General features: G+C 44.7%; 22 protein-coding genes and 1 pseudogene. 12 read left to right on the top strand and 11 right to left on the bottom strand.

The window, feature by feature from the left end:
• Positions 1-196 precede the first annotated feature (196 nt).
• The 3 genes from MSG38_RS09970 (at position 197) to MSG38_RS09960 (ending at position 3,651) form a co-directional block, all read left to right on the top strand.
• Entirely contained in the window at positions 197-1,813 is a 1,617-nt protein-coding gene (locus MSG38_RS09970; protein ID WP_050650216.1) for a methyl-accepting chemotaxis protein, read from the top strand.
• A 177-nt stretch (positions 1,814-1,990) separates the two neighbouring features.
• Positions 1,991-2,689, top strand: a complete 699-nt coding sequence (locus MSG38_RS09965; RefSeq protein WP_137025443.1) for a TIGR01621 family pseudouridine synthase — start codon at positions 1,991-1,993, stop codon at positions 2,687-2,689.
• An 8-nt stretch (positions 2,690-2,697) separates the two neighbouring features.
• Positions 2,698-3,651: a class I SAM-dependent methyltransferase gene (locus MSG38_RS09960; protein ID WP_248401745.1), complete on the top strand. Its 954-nt coding sequence runs from the start codon at positions 2,698-2,700 to the stop codon at positions 3,649-3,651.
• Positions 3,652-3,732: 81 nt separating this feature from the next.
• Here MSG38_RS09960 and MSG38_RS09955 read toward each other — a convergent pair whose 3' ends face one another.
• From MSG38_RS09955 to MSG38_RS09935, 5 genes are all read right to left on the bottom strand, one after another.
• Positions 3,733-4,350 carry a CDP-alcohol phosphatidyltransferase family protein gene (locus MSG38_RS09955; protein ID WP_048617663.1) on the bottom strand — a complete coding sequence of 206 codons (618 nt, stop codon included), beginning with the start codon at positions 4,348-4,350 and terminating at the stop codon, positions 3,733-3,735.
• Complete coding sequence (locus MSG38_RS09950) at positions 4,340-4,990, bottom strand: ATP-binding cassette domain-containing protein (protein ID WP_052879894.1); 651 nt, start codon at positions 4,988-4,990, stop codon at positions 4,340-4,342. Before MSG38_RS09950 ends, MSG38_RS09955 begins: the two co-directional genes overlap by 11 nt.
• Positions 4,956-6,656 (bottom strand): thiamine ABC transporter permease, encoded by a 1,701-nt coding sequence (locus MSG38_RS09945; protein ID WP_248401744.1) that lies wholly within the window; start codon positions 6,654-6,656, stop codon positions 4,956-4,958. The genes MSG38_RS09950 and MSG38_RS09945 overlap by 35 nt, the downstream gene beginning before the upstream one ends.
• A 5-nt stretch (positions 6,657-6,661) precedes the next feature.
• A complete protein-coding gene (locus MSG38_RS09940; protein ID WP_017060323.1) occupies positions 6,662-7,828 on the bottom strand; it encodes an ABC transporter substrate-binding protein in 1,167 nt (388 codons plus the stop codon).
• A 427-nt stretch (positions 7,829-8,255) separates the two neighbouring features.
• Positions 8,256-8,702 (bottom strand): META domain-containing protein, encoded by a 447-nt coding sequence (locus MSG38_RS09935; protein WP_004734625.1) that lies wholly within the window; start codon positions 8,700-8,702, stop codon positions 8,256-8,258.
• A 188-nt stretch (positions 8,703-8,890) separates the two neighbouring features.
• Between MSG38_RS09935 and MSG38_RS09930 the strand changes: the two genes are divergently transcribed.
• Positions 8,891-9,154, top strand: coding sequence for a DUF1289 domain-containing protein (locus MSG38_RS09930; RefSeq protein WP_082151312.1), 264 nt, complete (start codon positions 8,891-8,893; stop codon positions 9,152-9,154).
• 109 nt (positions 9,155-9,263) lie between these two features.
• Complete coding sequence (locus MSG38_RS09925; protein WP_009846446.1) at positions 9,264-9,431, top strand: hypothetical protein; 168 nt, start codon at positions 9,264-9,266, stop codon at positions 9,429-9,431.
• 59 nt (positions 9,432-9,490) lie between these two features.
• Here the strand turns inward: MSG38_RS09925 and MSG38_RS09920 are convergent, their stop codons facing one another.
• The 3 genes from MSG38_RS09920 to MSG38_RS09910 all read right to left on the bottom strand — a co-directional run bounded on the left by MSG38_RS09920 (position 9,491) and on the right by MSG38_RS09910 (position 11,634).
• Complete coding sequence (locus MSG38_RS09920) at positions 9,491-9,793, bottom strand: thiamine-binding protein (RefSeq protein ID WP_017065764.1); 303 nt, start codon at positions 9,791-9,793, stop codon at positions 9,491-9,493.
• Between the two features lie 127 nt (positions 9,794-9,920).
• Complete coding sequence (locus MSG38_RS09915) at positions 9,921-10,142, bottom strand: hypothetical protein (protein WP_017057116.1); 222 nt, start codon at positions 10,140-10,142, stop codon at positions 9,921-9,923.
• Positions 10,143-10,395: 253 nt separating this feature from the next.
• Positions 10,396-11,634 carry a DEAD/DEAH box helicase gene (locus MSG38_RS09910; RefSeq protein ID WP_248401743.1) on the bottom strand — a complete coding sequence of 413 codons (1,239 nt, stop codon included), beginning with the start codon at positions 11,632-11,634 and terminating at the stop codon, positions 10,396-10,398.
• Positions 11,635-11,843: 209 nt separating this feature from the next.
• Between MSG38_RS09910 and MSG38_RS09905 the strand changes: the two genes are divergently transcribed.
• Positions 11,844-12,470 (top strand): LysE family translocator, encoded by a 627-nt coding sequence (locus MSG38_RS09905; RefSeq protein ID WP_248401741.1) that lies wholly within the window; start codon positions 11,844-11,846, stop codon positions 12,468-12,470.
• 267 nt (positions 12,471-12,737) lie between these two features.
• Positions 12,738-13,094, top strand: coding sequence for a hypothetical protein (locus MSG38_RS09900; RefSeq protein ID WP_017060329.1), 357 nt, complete (start codon positions 12,738-12,740; stop codon positions 13,092-13,094).
• 157 nt (positions 13,095-13,251) lie between these two features.
• On the opposite strand, the gene MSG38_RS09895 is transcribed toward MSG38_RS09900, so the two are convergent.
• Together MSG38_RS09895 and MSG38_RS09890 are read right to left on the bottom strand one after the other, a co-directional pair.
• Positions 13,252-14,376 carry a M14-type cytosolic carboxypeptidase gene (locus MSG38_RS09895; RefSeq protein ID WP_248401739.1) on the bottom strand — a complete coding sequence of 375 codons (1,125 nt, stop codon included), beginning with the start codon at positions 14,374-14,376 and terminating at the stop codon, positions 13,252-13,254.
• Positions 14,377-14,510: 134 nt separating this feature from the next.
• Entirely contained in the window at positions 14,511-14,786 is a 276-nt protein-coding gene (locus tag MSG38_RS09890) for a nitrogenase-stabilizing/protective protein NifW (RefSeq protein ID WP_048614798.1), read from the bottom strand.
• A gap of 45 nt (positions 14,787-14,831) precedes the next feature.
• Between MSG38_RS09890 and MSG38_RS09885 the strand changes: the two are divergent.
• Both MSG38_RS09885 and MSG38_RS09880 read left to right on the top strand, forming a co-directional pair.
• Positions 14,832-15,821 (top strand): annotated as a pseudogene (locus tag MSG38_RS09885) (molybdopterin dinucleotide binding domain-containing protein); the annotation flags it as partial.
• A 141-nt stretch (positions 15,822-15,962) separates the two neighbouring features.
• Positions 15,963-16,175 carry a TIGR02450 family Trp-rich protein gene (locus MSG38_RS09880; RefSeq protein WP_048609433.1) on the top strand — a complete coding sequence of 71 codons (213 nt, stop codon included), beginning with the start codon at positions 15,963-15,965 and terminating at the stop codon, positions 16,173-16,175.
• Positions 16,176-16,215: 40 nt separating this feature from the next.
• Here MSG38_RS09880 and MSG38_RS09875 read toward each other — a convergent pair whose 3' ends face one another.
• Positions 16,216-16,953 carry an HAD-IIB family hydrolase gene (locus tag MSG38_RS09875; protein WP_248401738.1) on the bottom strand — a complete coding sequence of 246 codons (738 nt, stop codon included), beginning with the start codon at positions 16,951-16,953 and terminating at the stop codon, positions 16,216-16,218.
• Positions 16,954-17,594: 641 nt separating this feature from the next.
• Between MSG38_RS09875 and proV the strand changes: the two genes are divergently transcribed.
• From proV to proX, 3 genes are read left to right on the top strand one after another with little or no spacing between them, the layout of a single operon-like run.
• Positions 17,595-18,782, top strand: coding sequence for a glycine betaine/L-proline ABC transporter ATP-binding protein ProV (gene proV / locus MSG38_RS09870; protein ID WP_048614446.1), 1,188 nt, complete (start codon positions 17,595-17,597; stop codon positions 18,780-18,782).
• Between the two features lie 3 nt (positions 18,783-18,785).
• Positions 18,786-19,838 carry a glycine betaine/L-proline ABC transporter permease ProW gene (gene proW, locus MSG38_RS09865; RefSeq protein ID WP_248401737.1) on the top strand — a complete coding sequence of 351 codons (1,053 nt, stop codon included), beginning with the start codon at positions 18,786-18,788 and terminating at the stop codon, positions 19,836-19,838.
• On the top strand, positions 19,831-20,838 hold the full coding sequence (gene proX, locus MSG38_RS09860; protein WP_017065372.1) for a glycine betaine/L-proline ABC transporter substrate-binding protein ProX: 1,008 nt from the start codon (positions 19,831-19,833) through the stop codon (positions 20,836-20,838). The genes proW and proX overlap by 8 nt, the downstream gene beginning before the upstream one ends.
• The last annotated feature ends 224 nt before the right edge of the window (positions 20,839-21,062 follow it).

The following is a 21,062-nucleotide window of genomic DNA, read 5'->3' as shown; positions in this document are numbered from 1 at the left end:
TAAAGCTCTTAGACGATACAATCGCGAGTTAAAGTAAGTTAAGAAACGGGAGCCATTGGCTCCCGTTTTTTTGTTTTAAATACTTAATTTTTATCGAAAAATAAAAGTTATGCATTCACTAAAGTTATCCGTTTGCTAGCCGATATATTTATTGGTTAGGGCTGTTCAGTCCGTATTTAATTTAGGTAGGTGTTGTGTGAAATTGTCAGTGAGAAAGAAACTGTATGCCGGTTTTGGCTCTATATTGGCGGTGCTTGTCACGTTAGTCAGTATTGTATGGATAGAGGTTATTGGCGCTCATAAAAGTGCTGATGAGATCAGAATGGACGATGTACCGGGCACTGTTACCTATCTTGTTCTGATAGATGAAGCTGGAGATGTCTACCGAGATGCGTTGGGTGCGATCATTCAGGTTGATAACGCGCTGAACGATTATCGAACCAATAAGAACGAATTTGCTCAAGCTATCGAGCAGGCTAAGCGTTTGGAGAGTAGAGGTTCGGAAGACCACCGCCGTATTCAGCGAATTGAAGACTTGATGGGGCGTTTCACTCAAGAGTTTGAATCAAAGCTTGTACCGAATATCAATGATGAAGCTGCGCTACTAGCCAATATTCAACAGCTACGATCTTTGTATGAGAGCAATCTTATCCCTATTGAGAACTTGCTGGATCAAGCATCAGCAAGTGAGCGTGCAGATACAGAACAGTCACTACTGACACTAACCGATACGTTTACCACCATCGAACGTACCATCATGGTGTTGTCTGCTATTGCGATTGTCTTTGGTTGTGTGATTGCGTATCTATTGTCTAGCTCTATTACCAATCGCCTGACTCGTGTTGAACAAGTAGCACGACGTGTAGCGAATGGTGACCTAACGGCAGGCGACATTATTGATGATTCTGGTGATGAACTGGCTGAACTGGCTAAGTCGATTAACCAGATGCAGAAATCGCTAGTAGACCTACTAGGTTCTATCTCGTCTGTGACTCACCAAGTCCAATCTGTGACAGGAGAGCTCTCTTCTATCAGCCAAGACATCGTAACAGGCGCATCAGCTCAAGCAGACAAAGCAAACTTGATTGCAACGGCTGCTGAAGAGCTAAGCTTGACCATTTCTGAAGTGGCGCAGCAAGGTACTTCGACTTATGAAGAAGCACGTCGCTCTGAAACTTCTGCAGAAGATGGCCGCAACGTGATTGTTGAGATGGTGGCAAGTATTCAACAAGTGTCGACTCAAATGAGTGACATGTCGCTACAAATGAACACGCTGGGTTCGCATGGTGAACAGATAGGTAGCGTTATTAAAGTCATCGAAGACATTGCTGAGCAAACCAACCTGTTAGCTTTGAATGCTGCAATTGAAGCGGCACGTGCGGGCGAATTTGGCCGTGGTTTTGCTGTGGTAGCCGATGAAGTGCGAGCGTTAGCAGAAAGAACAACCAAAGCGACACAAGAAGTCTCGGGCATCATTCAATCGATTCAATCGGGCACTCAAGAAGCGGTGACTTACACTCAAGACAACTGTCGTTTAGTTGAGATTGGTGTCGAGCAAAGTTCAGGCGCTGTTTCGGCTCTAGAGGCGATTGTAAGCGGTGCGGGCAATGTACAAAGCATGGTTAACTCTATCGCGACTGCGGCAGAAGAACAGACAGCGGTGACCAAAGAAATTGCAGCGGATATTACCGCGATTAGCGATATCTCTGAGCAATCTCTGCAGCTAGCAACTCGCAGCTCTGAAAATACATCAGGCTTGAACGCTAAAGTTGCCGAGCTAGAAGCATTAGTGGGTAAGTTTAAACTGGCGTAAAGCGGTGGTTTGGTTCTATTTGCCTATTGGTAATCGAGTAAAGACCAAGCACTGATTGCTACTTGCTGAAAAGAAGCCCAACGATTCAATGTTTATTGAGTGAGTTGGGCTTTTTCGTAGCTGGAATCTGGGTTCAGACGCGGTATACTCCACGTTCTACAATGGAGCTAGCCTTTAATGTTCGATATTCTTCTGAACCACTCTGATTTTTTACTTATCAATAAGCACCCTGGAGTCAGCGTCCATAAAGACGATGGCGATACCATGTTGCTTCAAGAAGTTGCTAAGGCAATTAATGAGCCTAAGCTGTATCTCGTTCATCGACTAGATAAAATGACCTCGGGCATTCTGCTGCTGGCAAAAAATGCGTCGGCGGCGAGCGAGCTTTCACAGCTATTTGCAAAGCGTGAAGTAGAGAAATACTACCTTGCGATCGGTTCTAAGAAGCCAAAGAAAAAGCAAGGTTTGATCACAGGAGACATGGAGCGCTCACGACGCTCAAGTTGGAAACTTCTGACATCCAAAGAGAATCCTGCGATTACTCAGTTTTTATCAGCAACGGCTGAACCCGGTGAGCGTCTGCTGTTATGCAAACCCTATACGGGGCGAACTCACCAGATCCGTGTCGCGATGAAATCGATCGGCTCAGCCATTGTTGGTGACCCTATTTATAATCCATCGAGTGAGGCTGACAGAGGTTACCTGCATGCCTTCGCGATTCGATTTACCTATCAATCACAAGCCTACGAATATGTCTGCGATCCAAGAAGCCTAAACTCCTTGGGAGAGAAGTGGCATCAGGAAACCGTGTCGAACGGTTTGGACAGTTGGCTTGAACCTTGGTCATTAACTTGGCCAAAGCTAAACACTAAGTGAGTGAAATAATGGAAGCATCAGCTTTACCTCTGTTTTTTAGTCATATTGAACAGCAACTTAATGAAGTACCAAACGAACTACGCCGTATTTTCCACGGCCGCGGTAAGTTTTGGCCTGGTCTAGAGCAACTGACATGTGACTGGGTTGATGGACAGCTATTGGTTAACGTGTTTAAAGAAGTAGACGACGAATTCTTGTCATCTCTAAAAGCTGGATTGGTTGAACTCACCAACAAAGATATCTGGCAATCAAAGCAGGGCACAAGCATTGTTCTGCAACACCGTTATGCCGATGGCGCGCCTTCAGAGGTTCTATGGGGTGAGTTGAATGACTCACCGGTTGTGGTTGAGCACAGTCTTAAGTACCAATTAGACATTGGCCGTAATCAGAACTTTGGTCTGTTCCTAGACATGCGCAATGGTCGTCAGTGGGTACAAGATAATGCCAAGGATAAGAACGTTCTTAACCTGTTCGCATACACTTGTGGTTTCTCTGTCGCGGCTATCGCTGGTGGCGCTCGTCAATGCATGAACGTGGACATGTCACGTGGCTCGCTAAACAAAGGCCGCGATAACCACCGTCTGAATGATCACGATATGCGCTCGGTTAACTTCCTTGGCTACGATATCTTTAAGTCGTGGGGAAAAATCAAGAAGGGCGGCCCTTACGAGCTCGTTATCATCGATCCGCCTTCGTTCCAAAAAGGCAGCTTTGCTTTAACTAAAGATTACAAAAAGATCTTACGTCGTTTGCCTGAGCTTCTAACAGAAGGCGGTGAGGTGATTGCGTGTGTGAACTCACCAGCAGTCTCACCAAACTTCCTGATTGAGACGATGGCAGAAGAAGCACCAAGCGTTGAGTTCATTGAGCGTCTAGACAACCCGCCTGAGTTTGTCGATGTCGACCTTGATTCAAGCTTGAAGGTTCTGAGATTTAAAATTAACGCTTCTGCAGATGCCTAATTAGGTTTAAGTATTAGCTAGAATATAACAACGCCGCTCATCTGAGCGGCGTTTTTGTTTATGAGGAATACGGAACTAATACTAGGTGGTTTGATTCTTGAGCGTCTGGAACCCAAAATAAATACGCATGAACGTGGTTAGCCAACAAGCTGCACCAAAGGTGTAAGCGATAACCGCAAAGTGTTGAGGCCAAATACAGAACGCGATGAAACAAGCGATGGTTTCAGTGCCTTCGGTTAGCCCTGACATGTAGTACAGAGACTTATGCTTGTAGACTGGGTTTTCGATGCCTCGCTTGCCTGCCATAACCGCAAACGCTAAAAAGCTGCTGCCTGTGCCGATAAAAGAGAAGATCAAAAATGCACCGGCAATGGCGTTGTGTTCTGGGTTGGCAATAACAAACCCAAAAGGGATCAACGAGTAGAATAGGAAATCTAGGCTGATGTCGAGGAACCCACCCGCATCACTAATGCCTTGGATTCGAGCCAAGGCCCCATCAAGCCCATCACACACTCTATTAAACACAATGAAGCCTAACGCCCACTCGTATTGCTGAAATGCTAACGCTGGAAATGCTAAACACCCAACCAGAAATCCGAATAACGTGGTTTGATTGGCCGTGATACCCAATTGGTTCAGTAACTTAGCCGATTGATTTAATGGCCACTTAATGACCTTAATGGAGTACTTATCCAGCATGGTTACTTCTCCATGGCCAAGACAGTACTTCTGCCCCTTGAGGTACATCGGCTTCGTCGTGCGTGACCATTAATGTTGGGATATTCGCTTTGGTCAGCTGTTCGAAGACCCAATCGCGAAATTGTGCTCTTAACTCTTGGTCCAGTTTGCTGAACGGTTCGTCGAGCAGGGCGAGTTTCGGCTTCGCCAATAACATACGAGTTAAGCTTATTCTTGCGCGTTGACCGCCAGATATTTGATCCGGGAAAGATTCAGCTAAGTGAGTTAGCTCTATGTCTTTCAGTGCAGCCATTGCTTGTTTTTGGCGAGCGGAACCTTTAACAGAGTTCGGTAACGAAAAGGCCAAGTTTTCCCATACTTTGAGGTGCGGAAACAACAAGTCATCTTGAAACAAAATACCGACTTCACGCTGATGTGATGGAAGCTCGTCGAGCTGAATATCGTTCAACACAACAGTGCCAGAATACGAAAACTCTTCACTTAAGTGACCAGCAATCGCATCCAGTAAGGTCGACTTTCCGCAGCCACTCGGCCCCATCAAAGCCAGTATTTGGCCAGATTCTAATGTTACGTTTAGCGCTGAGAACAGCGAATCCCCATCGGTTTTACGGATGGCGAGGTCGTTGAGGTACAGACTCATTACTTAGGAAACCTTTAAAAGTAAGACGGCGATATCTAAGTTGAAGTCGGCTGACTAATATCGCTAAAGAGAAAAAGAACAGAGGCAATAGGGCCTGCCAAATGGCATAGATTGCTGTCACCCTGCGGTCGAAACCACTAGTAAGGGCAACGGCTTCTGTGGTGATCGTGCTAATACGGCCTGCGCCGAGCATCAAGGTGGGTAAGTACTGAGCCAAACTCACGCTGATCCCGACCGCCCAAGCAAAGGCAATAGCAGGAAGCAAAACAGGCAGTTTGATAGAATACCAACTCTGAAATGGCGATTTACCTAGGCTCAGCGAGGCTTTAATCAACCCATCATTGAAGCTTTTCCACGGGCCGTCCAAAGACAGATACACAAACGGGAAAGCAAAGAAAACATGCGCCCAAATCACCCAGAACTCATAGGCACTACTGCCGATGTAGAGGGTCGTGACCTGCATACCAAACAATACCGAGAGTTGAGGTATTAGCATTGGAATAGCGATAATGAAGCCCGGAACTTGCCACTTGTATTTGATTCTGTATTCGTGAGCCACCAGCGCAAGCAACAAAGCGACTGAAGCGGCAATAAGACCAATCCATAAGCTTTGACCAACTGTGCTCATGATTGCACCCCACTCGAACTCCCAGAAGCGCATGCTGTAGCGGCTCGGCAGTAAATCAGGGAAACGCCAACGCTGAGCAACACTCCAAATTACCATTAAAGGAATGATCAGCAATGAAAGGCTAGCAAGCACTGTGAATACTGTTTTCCCCGGCAAGTTAGCCCCTGTTCGTCCTGAATACTGCCAAGTTCGAAAGTACTTAAGAACCGCCCATTCAACTAAACGCGCCAAGGCGATGATCAACGAAGCTAAACCAAATAAAACGATCGCTCCAGCAGCAGCTCGCGGAAGCAGGTTTAGGTCAGGATCGTTGAACCATTGCCATACCAAAACGGCAAAGGTCGGCGGGTTGGTTGGGCCTATGATCAAAGCAATATCGACAACCGAGACACTGTAAGCGAGTACCGCCAGCATTGGGAAACGAAGTTTAGTAAACCATTGTGGGAAAATACATTTCCACCAGATCTGAGCGCGGCTGTAACCGAGTGATGCACTGACCTTGGTGATACGCTCTACATCAATTTGCTGAAGTATCGAAATGCTCATCAGCAATAAGAAAGGTACTTCTTTGAGTGCGAGCATAATGATTAAGCCGAACGCGTATGGGTCTTTCACCAATAACGCCAATTCAGAACTGGTAGCCGATTCGCCGAGCAAGTGATGTACTGCTCTTGCGCCAAGCCCGGTTGGGCTAAACAGAAATGCAAAGCCGATAGCGAAAGCCACATGTGGAATGGCAAGCATTGGCGATAGCGTTAACTCAATTTTTCTCCAAAACTTGTTTCCCCAAGAAGCTTGAAGAATACAAAAGGTCAGGAAGCAGGCGATATAGCTGCTTGCAATTGCTGAACCTAGGCTTAAGCCAATAGAGTGCCAAGCCCCTTCCCATTGAAAGACTTGGCTAAAGCCGTTGAGTGTTGGCTCCTCTAAACCAAGGGGCGGGATGAAACTCAGTGACGAAGCCACGACTCCCGCTACCCCAGGAATGGTTGGGATAATGCATACAGCTATAACAACAAAATATAGAGCGCGTAGCATGAAGACTAGTTACCGTATCGCTTAAGCCACTCTTTCTCGAGCGCGTTTTGCCAGCTAGGGTGTGGTTCATCAACCGATTTAAATTGCTGAGTGTTTTTAGCGCTGCCAGTGAGGTACTTGCTGCTCAGAACCGAAGGATCGCCCCAAACATTGAGGTCACCTTTGCGAGACTGTGCTTCTGGGCTCAGTAAGAAGTTAATGGTCACTTGAGCACCTGCGGTTGCATTGGCATTCCAAGGAATCGCAAGGAAGTGAATGTTAGATAGAGCGCCGCTTTCTAGAGCATAAGCCTTAGTGGTTTCGGCTAGGCGACCACTGGCTTGTGCTGAATAAACAGAGTTTGGATTGAACGTAATCGCGAGATCGATCTGTCCGTCATCCAGAAGTTGGATGCTTTCCGATGTGCCTGCTGGGAACTGTTTGCCACCGCGCCACGCCACTTTATGGAATTTATCTAAGTAAGCCCAAAGTGGTGCCGTCACTTCTTGGAAGTTGTCTTCTGAAACCGGCTGAGCCAGCGCAGGGTTATTGTTTGTGAGTTCAATCAATAGAGACTTAATGAAGCTCGTGCCATGAAATTCTGGTGGGCGAGGGTAGCTTAAGCGGTTCGGGAAAGCTTGAGCGTAGCTCAACATCTCTGAGAATGATTGTGGTGGATTGTGCAGCGTCTCTTGATCGTGAATGAACACCAGTTGTCCCACGCCCCACGGTGCTTCTAAGCCTTCTGTCGGCTCTGAGAAATCGACATCAATTGGCAGAGACTTATCGACATACTGCCAATTTGGAAGTGATTCTGTAAATGGCCCAAATAACAGCGCGTTGTCTTTCATCGAACGGAAGTTCTCGCCATTAATCCAGACGATATCGACGCTGCCTTCACTGTTCTTGCCTGCCGCTTTTTCAGCGAGCAGTCGAGTGGTGGTTTCCGCAATATCGGTTACTTTCACATGCTTCAACGTGACACCGTAGTCACTTTGTAATTTCTTGCCTGCCCACTGTAGGTAACGATTGATCTCTTGGCTTCCGCCCCAAGCGTGAAAGTAGACAGTTTCTCCCTCTGCCTGCTGTTCTATTTGGTTCCAGCTGTCGGTTGATGTTGCTTCATCAGCATAAATGGTTGCGCTGTATGCAACGGTTGCCATGATTCCTAACGTACTTACTATCTTGTTCATAAACTTTTCCATTTGGTAGTGAACGGGCAAGAGCATTGTATTTTCAAACTCCCTAGGGCGTGTTGACCCTTCGTGGTTAACGAAAGATCAACATGCCCTAATAGTTATTCTATCTGTTTCTGAAATAAATTCTAATTCAACAGTAAATTCAATCAATTACTTGAGAACAAGCAGGGAGTTCGTGGTTGAGTTTTGTTCGATATGTAATCATCTCGAAAACTCGACAGACTCTAGGCTTTTGCCATCCTAGCAACAGACCGCTGAACCGTTGAATTTATTGCATCTAAATGAGAGATTTTTGAGGTTTATTGGAGATTAGTACGAGAAGTCGGCGATGAGCGTCAATTTTGAAGAAGTAGTGAGGGCTGCTGACAATAAAAAAGGAGCCATCAGGCTCCTTTAATCAATATTTGGTTTCGATGACGGATTAGTTTACCCAGTCACGAATTGTGTATGTTAGCGTGTGTACATCGTTTTTCAGTACTAGCGTATCGTTTGTTAGCGTTACGTCGCTCCACTCGCTTAGAGTAGCAGAAACCGATTGTTCGATTTCCATCGCAGAGCCGTGACACATTTTCATTGTCATGCCCATTTGCTTGATACGGAATTGACCGTCTTTCAGCTCGCCTTGACCGAAGAAGTTGTTACAACCAGCCATACCGTTTGCAGTCATCTTTTCGCCGATCTCTAGACGAGGAGCTGCTTGGTCTTCGCTTTTCACAATGTCCTTGCCATCAATTTGCGCAAGTTCCCAATTATGGTGCTGTAGATCGGTTGGTGTTACTTGCATCGCGTTGTCACCTGTTGTTGTGCATGCTGCTAGCATCATAGGTAAAGCGGCTACTGCTAGTAATTTTTTTGAACTAAACTTCATATTATAAGGCTCCAAAGGAAAGAACGAAGTTACCGAATAAGTGTAACTTGATGGGTTCAAAGTATAGTTTACAAAACACTATATGTGTCAGTATAAGGTCATAGTTTAGTATGGATTCCATGAGCTAGGCGACAAATTAATCGCTTATTTTTGAGTTAGTAAGCGTAATTTTGAATGTGTAAGGAGGCATGGTGGAGCAGTTAGAGTTTTTCCAAGTTCCAAGCCCTTGCGTTGGGGTTTGTTCAAGCGATGACAAAGGCTATTGCAATGGTTGTATGCGCAAAAGAGAAGAGCGCTTTAATTGGATGTCGATGACAGCGTCAGAACAATTGCACGTGATAAAGCTGTGTCGTCAGCGCTATAGAAGAAAAATAATGAATCAAAAAAACTTGGTTGGTAAGCAGGTCGATGAAGAGGGAAATACAAGTCCCCAAAGAGATCTTTTTGGCTAAAGAGGAAGTATTAAGATTTTATTTAACTCCGAGGTAACTATTACTTTACATAATGGTTGGGGTGTAATATTAAGGTAGGTACCTTTGTACCTGAAAGAGTGGTGTCGGTATGAATAAAAAGAACGTAAAACTCAAAAAAGAGCCAGTCAAAGCACTGGACCGAAAACCGATCGGGGCGAAAGATGACCCTGAAGAGACTCCGCGTGATTGGCATTCGATGTCAGAAGAAGAACGAATGGAAATCCTTTCTCACCTCTCAGACATGCCTTTCCAATAACACCACTGGTTTTCTTCAGAGTCTTTCTTAAAGCTCAGTTTTCAGAAACAAAAATGTGATTAAACAAACATGTGATTCGCTTTCGTTACACCACGATGGTACGTGCAAAATGTATCATCGGCCTCGGTGGTTTTACTGTGAATCTTAATGTTTGTGATCACTTCTACAGCCCCTGCATCGTAGCAAGCTTGTTCTGCTTTTTTAACGATATCGAGTAATTGGTTGAGTTCACCTTTCATCGTGGTTTCCATCGCACCGACTTGGAAAGGTACATCGGCAGCTTTCACAACTTCAATGGCTTTATCAACCACTTCGAAGTTGTTGCCTTCTTTAACGCGAGGTATCACTTGGAAGGCAACCATCACTTCTTTTTCTCTTTTTAACTCAGACACTTTCTGCTTACTCTAGGATAGGGAATTGTTGCAGATGATAGGTTAATGCGGAGACGAATTCTACAGCGGTTATGCTGGTTGGATTACTCTCGTTGTCCTACTTGTTACCCCAGTGGTCACTTACCCAACCACCTATGTGCTCATCAAAATGACTGCCACTGAACCTCTGGTTGCGTTCAACCGAAGTATCACAATCATCTTTATTATCTATTAGGGTTTGTATGTAGTTTGCCATCGGGTCATTGGAACGTTGACGATCTCGGCGGGTTGCCACTTCCTTAATCAGTTGTAATCGATATGTAGAGCTAGCACGTTTCATTTCAATGACCTCCTGTTGTAGACACTAATAGAAAAATCTAGTTGCCAGATATAGGGGCGTCAACGTGATTTAAGAGTATTTTTTTTGAGCAACCAAGAATCAATACGTTGGCATCATAATTCACAAAAGTGTCATTTAAGTTGGCAACTTTAGGGAAGTTTTTGGGTGTGAATTTGTATTTTGTTGCATATAAAAAAGCCCAGTACAAACTGAGCTAGTTATTCAATTTCTGGTTGCTTAGCGCTATTTCTGGTTACTTTGAGCTATTTGGTTTGCTTTTAAATTGCTTAATGCTCTTCTTTTTGGCTGTTCTTCGATTCGCCATTTTATCTTTAGGTGGACGCTTGCGAGCGGTCGCTTCAGATGCAGGTTTGTCGGTAACCGGGAAACCTTCTAATGGTTGCAGCACTAATGGCTTATTGGTCAGGGTGCGAATTGCATTGAGGTAGTCAGTTTCGCTGTGGCTAACCAGAGAGATCGCGCAGCCAGTACTTCCTGCTCTTGCTGTGCGACCAACGCGGTGTACGTAAGTTGCTGCGTGTGACGGCAATTCGAAGTTAATCACGACGGGTAACTGATCAATATGAATGCCTCGAGCCATCACGTCTGTCGCGATAAGCACACGAGTCTCGCCATTTTTGAAACTTTCTAATGTTTGCTCTCGTTCTTCTTGGCTCTTATTTCCATGTAACGCACTCACACTGATTTTGGCTTTATTCAATCGTTTGGTTAATGCCTCGGCATTGTCTTTTGCGCCAATAAATACCAATACTTGCGGCCATGTGTGTTGATTGAGTAGGGCGATGAGCGCTTGAGCTTTACTGCCTTTGTTCACTAAGTACAGGGTTTCTTCAATAGCCGCGACCACGCTGTTTTCTTGATGTGTCGTGACTTTAACTGGATTTGAAAGAAGCTCTTCAGCTTGGCCTACTAATTCGGGCGGAAGTGTCGCAGAGAACAACAGTGACTGACGTTTGCTCGGTAGTGCTGCAGTGATCGCTTGAATATCTGGCCAAAAGCCCATGTCGATCAGGCGATCGGCTTCATCAAGAATCAATGATGAACACTGAGTTACATCCAGTTCACCACTCTTGATTAAAGCAAGTAGGCGGCCTGGTGTGGCGATGGCTAATTGTGGTTTAGTCGATAATTGTTGCTGTTGATCATCACTATTCACGCCGCCCGTTAGCGTTACCAATTTGATATTGAGCGTTGTCGCGATCGGCTCTAAAGATTTGGTCACTTGAGATGCAAGTTCACGGGTTGGAACAATGATCAGAGCTTGAAGTTCATTTACATCTTGGTTGATGTTATTCAGTAAAGGTAAGCCGAACGCCAATGTTTTACCGCTGCCCGTTTGAGCCAATGCAAGTACGTCTTTCCCCGCAATAATGGTAGGAATTACCGCTTGCTGTATCTCTGTCGGCTTATTGAATTGAGATGGGAGCGCGGAGACGGTTTTTGCGTTAAGGGTTAGGCTAGCAAATGACATAAATGAACCAAGTATCAAAAGGGAGGTGGAGTCTAACAGGGCTACAAATGTTAGAGAATCAGTTTTGTATGTTAGACGATAAACACATTCATTATACGCGCGAATTATGTCTGTTAGCCATACGCGATAATTAAGCGTTTATCATATTGTAATGGCACTGAATGGACGTACAATGTCCGCCCTAAAAATGTTCATGAAATGAGATCGAAATGAGTTGGGACAGTATCTGGCTGTTTATTGTTATCGTGTTTTTTATTGCCATTATCCCGGGCCCAAATGCGCTGTTGGTATTAAGCACAGCCTTAACTCAAAGGAAGCTGTTCGCATTTGTGAACGTGTTGGGCGTGTCATGTGGTTTCTTTTTTCATGCCTTTATCTCGGCCAACGGCATAAGCCTATTACTGTCGAACACTCCCATGGCCTTTGAAGGGCTAAAGTGGGCTGGGGTTTTGTATCTTGTCTGGCTTGGATATAACCATTTTCGTGCGGCGCTGCGCGCTCAAGAGGGCGTGCTCTCTGTGGTCAGTGCATCGGGAAGTAAGCTTTATAACCAATTTTTCAAAGGGCTTCTCACTAATCTACTGAATCCTAAAATTGTCCTGTTTTATCTTTCTATATTCCCTCAATTTGTTTCAACAGATGCGATTGTGACAGACAGTTTGATACTCGGTGCAATTCAAGCGTCAGTGGTGTCGATGTGGTTCTTGGTTGTGATCTTAATGGCGGATACCTTTAAGCGCTTGTTAGTTCAAAAGCGCACCTCGCAAATGATGAACATTGTGTGTGGGGTTCTATTTGTGGGCTTCAGCATTCAGTTGGCATTGTTTCAGCTTTAGGGTGTGACGCGAAGAATTGGGTTTTTAGCTATTGGCTCAGTTCATTTCCGGCTTAGTTCTCGTTTCCATCTTGGTTTTCATTTCCGATTCAGTTCTCATTTTTTACTGAATGTTAAGCAATCCTTGTTTCTCTGTATAAATCTCTAAAGCATTAGCTCGGAAAGTCGATATAATAATTAGCCATCAATTTGGTGAATGTGTTTATTTGAGACCAATTGAAGCTACAGTCTATTGCTTGACCGAAATAACAGAGACAGGGAGTCACTAATGCGTGAAGATTCATTCACCCAGAAACGCAAATATTACCGCTTAAAGTACCCTCAAAAGGCACGTCCGGTGATGCGAATTAAGGATGAGCTTTTTCATGTCAGTGAAGTGTCTGAAAAGGGTGTACGCCTGATGATGCGTAACATCATTCCTGTTTATCGTGGCTTTTCAATGGCCGGCACCTTGAGGTTGCATGACAACAACAGTATCGATATTAGTGGTGCTGTGTTGAGACAAGAGGGCGATGAAGTGATCGTTCAGCTATCACAAGGCCCAAGCTTCAAAGATATGGTGTCTGAACAAAGGCATATTAGGCAAAGATACCCGGTATTTTTTGCAAGTCTAAGAGTGGCTTAAAAGCGACTGACGTTAGATTCCTTAAGGCGCAAATCGCTCATTCTAAGCAGAGATTAAAAAGCCCAGCACTTTCACAAGTGCTGGGCTTTGTTCTATCTATAACCCAGATTCTTATAAACCAAAGGCGATCAAGTAAAGCTAATGAGCTTAGTTCGCCTTATAGTTCGTCTACTGTTGCCCAAACCGCGGCTAGCATGTCGTGACCAAACGCGACACTTCGCTCTGGAGACCAGCCGTAAAGTTCGTCAGCGTGGCTGATGTGATCTTTAAATGGCATCTCGACGGTGTAAGCTAAACACTTGAATTGCTCACCAATCCAGTTTGTGCCAACAGTCATGTTTGCTTTGCCTGGTTCGTCTTTATCGTAACCAAATTCATCTTGGAACTCAGGTGTGATAGTGAGCAGTGCTTGCTTGAAGTGGTTCTCTAGCTTCGCGATGCGCTCGTTGTAAGAAGGTGTGCCTTCGCTACCGGCTACAAAGTTATATGGAATCGCTTCGTCGCCGTGAATGTCTAGGCACAGATCAACGCCCGTTTCTAGCATGCGCTCACGAACAAGGAATACTTCTGGGCTACGTTTCATAGAAGGCGATTGCCATTCACGGTTCAGGTTAACGCCAATCGCATTAGTGCGAAGGTGACCTCGGATGCTGCCATCTGGGTTCATGTTAGGAACAACGCGGAAAACAACACTGTCTAGCAGTGAACGACCAACTGTATCTGTTTCATCAAGCAGGCGTTGTAGCAGGCCTTCGATTAGCCATTCAGCCATCGTCTCACCTGGATGTTGGCGACCAATAACCCAGATATTTTTCTTCTCTTCACTTGGCTCGCCGATAGTTAGCAAAGTGATGTCGTTGTTGTCTAGTGTATGACCTAGAGTTTCAAGCTTACAAGCTGGGTGCGTTTGAGCACTGTGCAGAAGATCTTGGTGACGATCGTATGAGTACGGTGCGAAATACGCGAAGTACATTGAATCGTGTTCAGGGATGATATCAAAGCTCAATGTATCGCCATCGAACTGAGATGGGATACGGAACCACTCTTCACGGTCATACGATGCAACTACATCGTAATCTTTCCAGCCTTCAGGGTAGGCAGATGTTGCCAATTGACCGATTTCAAAGTGGTGAGCTTGTTGAGCTTCACTTTCTAAGCGGAAGTGAAACCACTGAGAGATTTCAGTTTGGTAGTCTGCTGGGATAGTCAGTTGAATGTTTTGTGGTGAATCTGCTGAAACGACGTGAATGTTGCCGCTTTCGAAATTGCTGAAAATTTTCATTGTAGTTTTTATCTCGTAGTTGAGTTGCCGTAAGACTAGCACACTTTTTTTCGAGCAAACCACTAACTAAATCGTAATGAGATATTATTTCAACTATCTATTTTTTGTTCTCTATTTTGAACAGTACTTCCAATCTATCGACGCTGGCAAGTTGTACAGCCACGGCAGGCAGAACGCGTGTGGCGATCTAACTTGCTGCGTTGAACCTTACAATAAGCGTTTTTCAGCGCTCTTCTTCCTGAGAACCAATCATCGGGTTTTGACAGGATCAGGTAACCATTAAAGCGTTTCACAAGCTCGACTCTATTTTGGTCGATGAACTTGCTATCAAACCCAATTTCGAAGTAATCAAGCGCTTGTTCAATCGAGGTGAAACTCGCTATTTTTTGTTGGAATTCTGTTTGGTTCATTGAGTGAGGAGTTTATGAAAAAGAGATAGCCAACATTGTAATGCAGTTACAATTTACTTCTTTGACTTAGAAAACCGTTTTGTCTCGTTGATGCACGCGGATATTGTTCTGCCAATTACTACATCGTTTGAACGTAATGATATGACGATGACAGGTGATTACAGTAACCAACACTTAGTGCCGATGAAGAAAGCGGTTGAGCCTCAAGGTGAAGCTCGTAACGATTTCGATGTATTTGCAGACATGGCAGAACTGTTAGCGCCTGGTGGCCATGAGGTGTACACCGAAGGCAAAACAGAAATGGAATGGCTGTACCAATTCTATAAAGCTGCTCAACAAGGTGGCCGCGCTGCACGTGTTGCAATGCCAACCTTCAGTAAGTTCTGGGAAGATAACCAACTGATTGAGATGAAGTGGAACGACAAGAATGCGAAGTTTGTTCGCTACGCTGACTTCCGTGAAAATCCAATTATGAACCCACTAGGAACACCAAGTGGCAAGATTGAAATCTTTTCTAGAACCATTGAAGGTTACCAACTAGATGATTGCCCAGCACACCCAACTTGGTTAGAACCAACAGAGTACACAGGCAACGCTAAAGATGGCGAACTGCAACTAATGACAGCGCACGCCGCGCACCGTTTGCATAGCCAGTTTAACTACGCGAAGATCCGTGAAGAGTATGCTATCGGTAACCGTGAGCCGATTTCAATTCACCCTGAAGATGCGAAAGCTCGAGGCATTAAAACGGGTGACTTGGTTCGTGCACATAATGGTCGTGGACAAGTATTGGTAGGTGCATTAGTGACGGATGGCATCAAACAAGGCTCTGTATGTATCCATGAAGGCGGTTGGCCAGATTTAGATAAAGACACAGGTCTATGTAAAAACGGTGGCTGTAACGTGCTTACGTTGGATATCCCGACTTCTCGTTTGGCGAATGGCTGTGCTGCAAACTCTGCGCTTGTGAAGATTGAAAAATACACAGGTCCAGTATTAGAACTCACGGCATTTGATCCACCTAAAAACGGCTAATCTCTAACGAGAAATAGCTCACTGAACGAAGCCAGCCTAATCGCTGGCTTTTTTTGATCCTTTTCTTGCGATGAAGACTATTACTCAATGTCGGCTAGACAACCCATAATAATCAATGACATCTAAGCGAGAAATAAGCTCATGAATCGAATCAATCCAAAGAAACTACTTCGCAGTAAATGGACGGCCGTTAGCCCAATAAAGAAAGAAAAACACTTTATGGTCACAGAGGTCGAGTTTGAAGAAGGGGAGGTCATTCGTTGTTTGATAGAGGCGGTGATGACCAAACGAGAGGAAAACATCAACTGGCGGGATCTCACCGACAAGGATCATTGGCTTCCCGGTTGGAAATAAGGATAGGAAGTAGGGAGCAGTCGGTCACCTCTACTTATTTCTAATTACCCGCAGCTGCACGCCTTTGCCAGTATTTAAGTCCTTCTAAAACACCCTCAGCATGTGTTGCTCTGCTGGTGTACACGTTGTCTCTATCAGATAGGTGAGCAACCTCTGGGTAATGGTTAGCGACCAGTATCGAGTTTACGCCCTCAATGGTGAGCATTGAGGTGTCGTTAGCTGAATCACCGGCGACACACACTTCTGCAACGCTCAAATCGTGTTGTTCGAGTAGGTGGTGAATCGCAGTCGCCTTGTTGACTCCTTTTGGTGTGATATCTAAGTACCAATCATGAGAGTAAGTAAGGTGAACATCTATACCGTGCATTTCCAAGCTAGATTCAATCAGTTCATGTTGAGGTTCTGAAAGCTTCCCTTCAAAGGTGATCTTGTAATCGCCTTGATGGTTCTCTATGCGCTCACCCATAAAATCAAGGGGTGCGAGAGCCGTCTCTACCTTTGATTTGTTCCAAGAAGCTTCCAGTTGGTTATGCCAAACATGGTCTGGTTTTTTGGAATGAACATGATGAATTTTCGTGCCCACATCGCTAATAATACTGTGTGGTTTCGGGTAGTTATCCGATTCTAAACCCACTCGAATCGAAGGTAATGTCCTTCCCGTCGCGATGATAAAGCGAATATCAGGTTGCTCTGTGAGGTAATCAAATAGCTGGTTAACACCGTGAGATGAGCCTCCATCAAGCGTACCGTCAAAATCACACACCAACATTTTTATCATTCGAATTCCTTGTCTTTTTCTCTATTTCGTTACGGGAAAATGTTTATTTCTTTTATAAAGAATGGCTCAGCAATGAGCACTCTACAAGTTGAAGTCCAGCTTAGATAATCACCAATTGACAGTTTGCAGCAAGTATCACAGTTGGTGTGATGTATTAAAATTCTTGGTTGAAAAAGTTGATTTCGACTCGCTGACTTTAGCTGGTTGACCTTTGGTTTTTAGCTAGAGATTGATAGTTGACCCTATCTTTTTTACCGAGCGAACTTTCGCCTCTGAAACATCATGAAAGCTTAATAAAAAGTTCGTACTCGAATTATTTGTGCACAAACTAATTGTGGCTTTTGTTGGTTCATTTAGCCTATTAATTACTCTAATGTAAAATTAATATTCAATAATCTACAAGTAAGTAATACATAATATTGGTCGTGTATTTGCCTTGTTTATCTCTTTGTTTATCAGTGTCTTGAGGTTTTTGTGCTTGTTTTTTGAACTTGATGTCGCTGGTCAGATTTTGGGTTGTTGCCTTGTTTTACCGAACGAAGCTCCTTGATTTACATGTGCTAATTACTTAGAGTGCTAATTGTTTTTTGGGTTTAAATAACCATTTTTAAGTTTAAATAACTGAGAAAGGATTAGATTACATGGATCCCATACTGGAAGTTAAGGGACTGTACAAGGTGTTTGGTGAAGACACCGACCGTGCTTTTACAATGATTAATGAAGGCGCAAATAAAGATAAAGTATTCGAAGAAACAGGGCTAACGATCGGCGTTAACGATGTTTCTCTTAGTATTCAAGAAGGCGAGATTTTCGTCATAATGGGACTGTCAGGATCTGGCAAATCAACCCTAGTACGCCTTCTTAACCGCTTGATCGAACCTACCAAAGGCAATGTGCTTCTTCGAGGCAAAGACATTGCCCACATCTCAGAAGATGAACTCCGCGAAGTTCGCCGCAACAACATCTCGATGGTTTTCCAAAATTTCGCTTTGATGCCGCATATGACGGTTATCGAAAATGCCGCGTTTGGTCTAGAGCTTGCGGGCGTTGAAGTTGAACAACGAAAGCAGTCAGCACTTGAAGCGCTAGAGCGTGTTGGCCTTGGCGCATATTCAGAATCTTACCCAGATGAACTATCTGGTGGTATGAAGCAGCGTGTTGGTTTGGCTCGTGCACTAGCATGTGACCCAGATATCTTGTTGATGGATGAAGCGTTCTCGGCGCTCGATCCTTTGATTCGTACAGAAATGCAAGATGAGCTTATTCGCCTTCAAAATGACGATAAACGAACCATTGTTTTTATCTCGCATGATTTGGATGAAGCGATGCGTATCGGTGACCGAATTGCGATTATGCAAAATGGCGAAGTGGTTCAAGTAGGTACTCCAGACGATATTCTTAATAACCCAGCCAACGATTATGTCGAAGCTTTCTTCCGCGGTGTGAACGTAGCAAGCGTACTTACTGTGAAAGACATTGCGCGTAAGAAGCCAGCTGCGGTATTTAAAAAATCAGAACACGATGGCCCAGCGTCCGCTCTACAAATTTTGATGGATAACGACCGCGAGTACGGCATCGTAGTTGAGAAGAGCAGCCGTTACTCCGGCATTGTCTCTATCGACTCGCTTCGTAAAGCTCACAAAGAGAATAAATCACTCGTCAGCGCGCAGCTCGATGATGGATTAACGCTGAACCCTGATTTACCAATCAATGATGTGCTTGGCCTAGTTGGTGGTGTGCCTTACTCAGTCCCTGTTGTGGATGAGCAAGGTAATTACTTTGGCGTGGTGACTAAGTCACGACTGTTACAAACATTGGATAAGGGGTAGATCATGTCGTCTGAACAAACAAATAATGATCCTTGGGGTCAAACCACTGATACCTCACCATCAGCGGATTGGTTAAGTAGCGAAACCGTTGAAACGACACCTTTTGATCCACTGAACCCTTTTGCAGAGGCTGTGTTGCCTGTGGACACTTGGGTTGAGTCTGGACTGAATTGGTTAGTTGAGCACGGACGCCCATTATTCCAAGCGATCCGTGTGCCTATCGATTTTATTCTAAGTTCATTTGAAACGGCGTTGGTGTCTACACCAGCCCCCTTCATGTTGATCATCTTGTTTCTTGTGGCGTGGCAGTTTTCAAACTTGAAGCTTGGCGTTGCAACGGCCGTGTCTTTGACTTTCATCGGCTTGATTGGCGCTTGGTCTGAAGCAATGACCACATTGTCACTGGTCATGACATCCGTATTCTTCTGTCTGTTGATTGGCTTACCCATGGGGATATGGCTCGCCCGAAGTAACACGGCGGCTAAATTCGTGCGCCCGATTTTGGATGCTATGCAAACCACACCAGCCTTTGTTTACTTAGTACCGATCGTAATGTTGTTTGGTATCGGTAACGTTCCGGGTGTAGTAGTGACCATCATATTCGCACTTCCTCCTGTTGTACGTTTGACCATCTTAGGTATTCAGCAAGTGCCGGAAGAATTGATCGAAGCGGGTCACTCATTCGGTGCAAGCAAAAAACAGATGCTTTACCGAATTCAACTGCCACTTGCATTGCCAACCATCATGGCCGGCGTGAACCAAACACTGATGTTGTCGTTGTCGATGGTGGTTATCGCATCAATGATTGCGGTAGGCGGTTTAGGTCAAATGGTACTGAGAGGTATTGGCCGTTTAGATATGGGACTGGCCGCTGTTGGTGGTTTAGGCATCGTTATCTTAGCCATCTTATTAGACCGCATCACCCAAGTACTGGGTGTCAACGCTGGTAATACAAAATTACGCTGGTATCGCATGGGACCTGTTTCCCTTGTACTGAATGTACTTAATCGCGGTAACAAATCAGAACTTCAATTAAGGAAAAACACCAATGAATAATTCATGGAAGAGTAAACTCGCAGTAAGCATTGTTTCTACATTAGCGGTATCGACTAACGTGTGGGCAGCAAGCCTACCGGGTGAGGGCGTATCAGTTCAGCCGGTTCAATCGTCTGTAGCGGAAGAGACGTTCCAAACATTGATCGTTAACCGTGCTCTAGAAGAACTGGGTTATGACGTGAAATCAACTCAAGAAGTGGATTACAACGTAGGTTACACTTCAATTGCAAAGGGTGATGCAACGTTCTTAACAGTAGGTTGGTTCCCGCTTCATGCTGACAAATACACAATGGCTGGTGGTGATGAGAAATTCTACCGTGAAGGCCAATATGTAAGCGGCGCTGCTCAGGGTTACCTAATTGATAAGAAAACGGCTGAAAAGTACAACATCACTAACATTGGTCAATTAACGGATCCAAAAATCGCGAAGTTGTTTGATGCGGACGGTGATGGCAAAGCAGACCTAACAGGCTGTAACCCAGGTTGGGGTTGTGAGATGGTGATTGAACATCAACTTTCAGCGTTCAAACTCGACGATACGGTGACTCACAACCAAGGTAACTACGCTGCAATCATTGCAGATACAATTTCTCGTTACCAAAAAGGTGAATCAATCCTTTACTACACGTGGACACCTTACTGGGTAAGTGGCGTATTGGTGCCTAACGAAGATGTAGTTTGGTTAGAGGTTCCTTTCTCAGCACTTCCTGGCGAGCGTTCGAACGTGGATACGACGTTATCTAACGGTAAAAACTACGGCTTCGAAATGAACTCAATGCGCATTATTGCGAATAAAGAGTTTGCTAAGAACAACCCATCAGCAGCGAAGCTTTTCGAAATCATCAAACTTAACATCAATGATGTAAGTGCTCAGAACATGATGATGAGTAAAGGTAAGAACAGCTCTGCGGATATCGAAGCGCACGTAAACGGTTGGATTAAAGCGAACCAAAGCACGTTCGATGGTTGGATTACAGAAGCGAAGAAAGCAGCACTGTAACGTTGACTTGTATTTGCTCTGTCTTACCAGACATTTTGATTTGAAATGATGAGCGTGTTGAGTGATTGTGTAGAGTCACTCAATCATTTTCAAATCAAGTGAAATGGCGACAATAGTGAACATTAAAAAGCCAGCAGTCCATTTGGATTTGAAGTGACCCCATAAAGTTGGACATTTCTGTTAAGCGGCTTTCAAGGCCTGAGTTCGATATTCTATCGGAGTCA

This window comes from Vibrio sp. 1CM24A, from assembly GCF_023161725.1.
Lineage (GTDB): Bacteria > Pseudomonadota > Gammaproteobacteria > Enterobacterales > Vibrionaceae > Vibrio > Vibrio coralliirubri.
This window is presented reverse-complemented; position numbering and strand designations above follow the sequence as displayed.

Coding starts and splice junctions, on each gene's coding strand:
- MSG38_RS09890 (WP_048614798.1), bottom strand. CDS start 14,786: ATGAACCAAACAGAATTCCAACAAAAAATAGCGAGTTTCACCTCGATT.
- MSG38_RS09900 (WP_017060329.1), top strand. CDS start 12,738: ATGCGTGAAGATTCATTCACCCAGAAACGCAAATATTACCGCTTAAAG.
- proV (WP_048614446.1), top strand. CDS start 17,595: ATGGATCCCATACTGGAAGTTAAGGGACTGTACAAGGTGTTTGGTGAA.
- MSG38_RS09880 (WP_048609433.1), top strand. CDS start 15,963: ATGAATCGAATCAATCCAAAGAAACTACTTCGCAGTAAATGGACGGCC.
- proW (WP_248401737.1), top strand. CDS start 18,786: ATGTCGTCTGAACAAACAAATAATGATCCTTGGGGTCAAACCACTGAT.
- proX (WP_017065372.1), top strand. CDS start 19,831: ATGAATAATTCATGGAAGAGTAAACTCGCAGTAAGCATTGTTTCTACA.
- MSG38_RS09915 (WP_017057116.1), bottom strand. CDS start 10,142: ATGAAACGTGCTAGCTCTACATATCGATTACAACTGATTAAGGAAGTG.
- MSG38_RS09950 (WP_052879894.1), bottom strand. CDS start 4,990: ATGAGTCTGTACCTCAACGACCTCGCCATCCGTAAAACCGATGGGGAT.
- MSG38_RS09940 (WP_017060323.1), bottom strand. CDS start 7,828: ATGAACAAGATAGTAAGTACGTTAGGAATCATGGCAACCGTTGCATAC.
- MSG38_RS09935 (WP_004734625.1), bottom strand. CDS start 8,702: ATGAAGTTTAGTTCAAAAAAATTACTAGCAGTAGCCGCTTTACCTATG.
- MSG38_RS09910 (WP_248401743.1), bottom strand. CDS start 11,634: ATGTCATTTGCTAGCCTAACCCTTAACGCAAAAACCGTCTCCGCGCTC.
- MSG38_RS09920 (WP_017065764.1), bottom strand. CDS start 9,793: ATGGTTGCCTTCCAAGTGATACCTCGCGTTAAAGAAGGCAACAACTTC.
- MSG38_RS09965 (WP_137025443.1), top strand. CDS start 1,991: ATGTTCGATATTCTTCTGAACCACTCTGATTTTTTACTTATCAATAAG.
- MSG38_RS09960 (WP_248401745.1), top strand. CDS start 2,698: ATGGAAGCATCAGCTTTACCTCTGTTTTTTAGTCATATTGAACAGCAA.
- MSG38_RS09895 (WP_248401739.1), bottom strand. CDS start 14,376: ATGAAAATTTTCAGCAATTTCGAAAGCGGCAACATTCACGTCGTTTCA.
- MSG38_RS09945 (WP_248401744.1), bottom strand. CDS start 6,656: ATGCTACGCGCTCTATATTTTGTTGTTATAGCTGTATGCATTATCCCA.
- MSG38_RS09930 (WP_082151312.1), top strand. CDS start 8,891: ATGGTGGAGCAGTTAGAGTTTTTCCAAGTTCCAAGCCCTTGCGTTGGG.
- MSG38_RS09925 (WP_009846446.1), top strand. CDS start 9,264: ATGAATAAAAAGAACGTAAAACTCAAAAAAGAGCCAGTCAAAGCACTG.
- MSG38_RS09955 (WP_048617663.1), bottom strand. CDS start 4,350: ATGCTGGATAAGTACTCCATTAAGGTCATTAAGTGGCCATTAAATCAA.
- MSG38_RS09875 (WP_248401738.1), bottom strand. CDS start 16,953: ATGATAAAAATGTTGGTGTGTGATTTTGACGGTACGCTTGATGGAGGC.
- MSG38_RS09905 (WP_248401741.1), top strand. CDS start 11,844: ATGAGTTGGGACAGTATCTGGCTGTTTATTGTTATCGTGTTTTTTATT.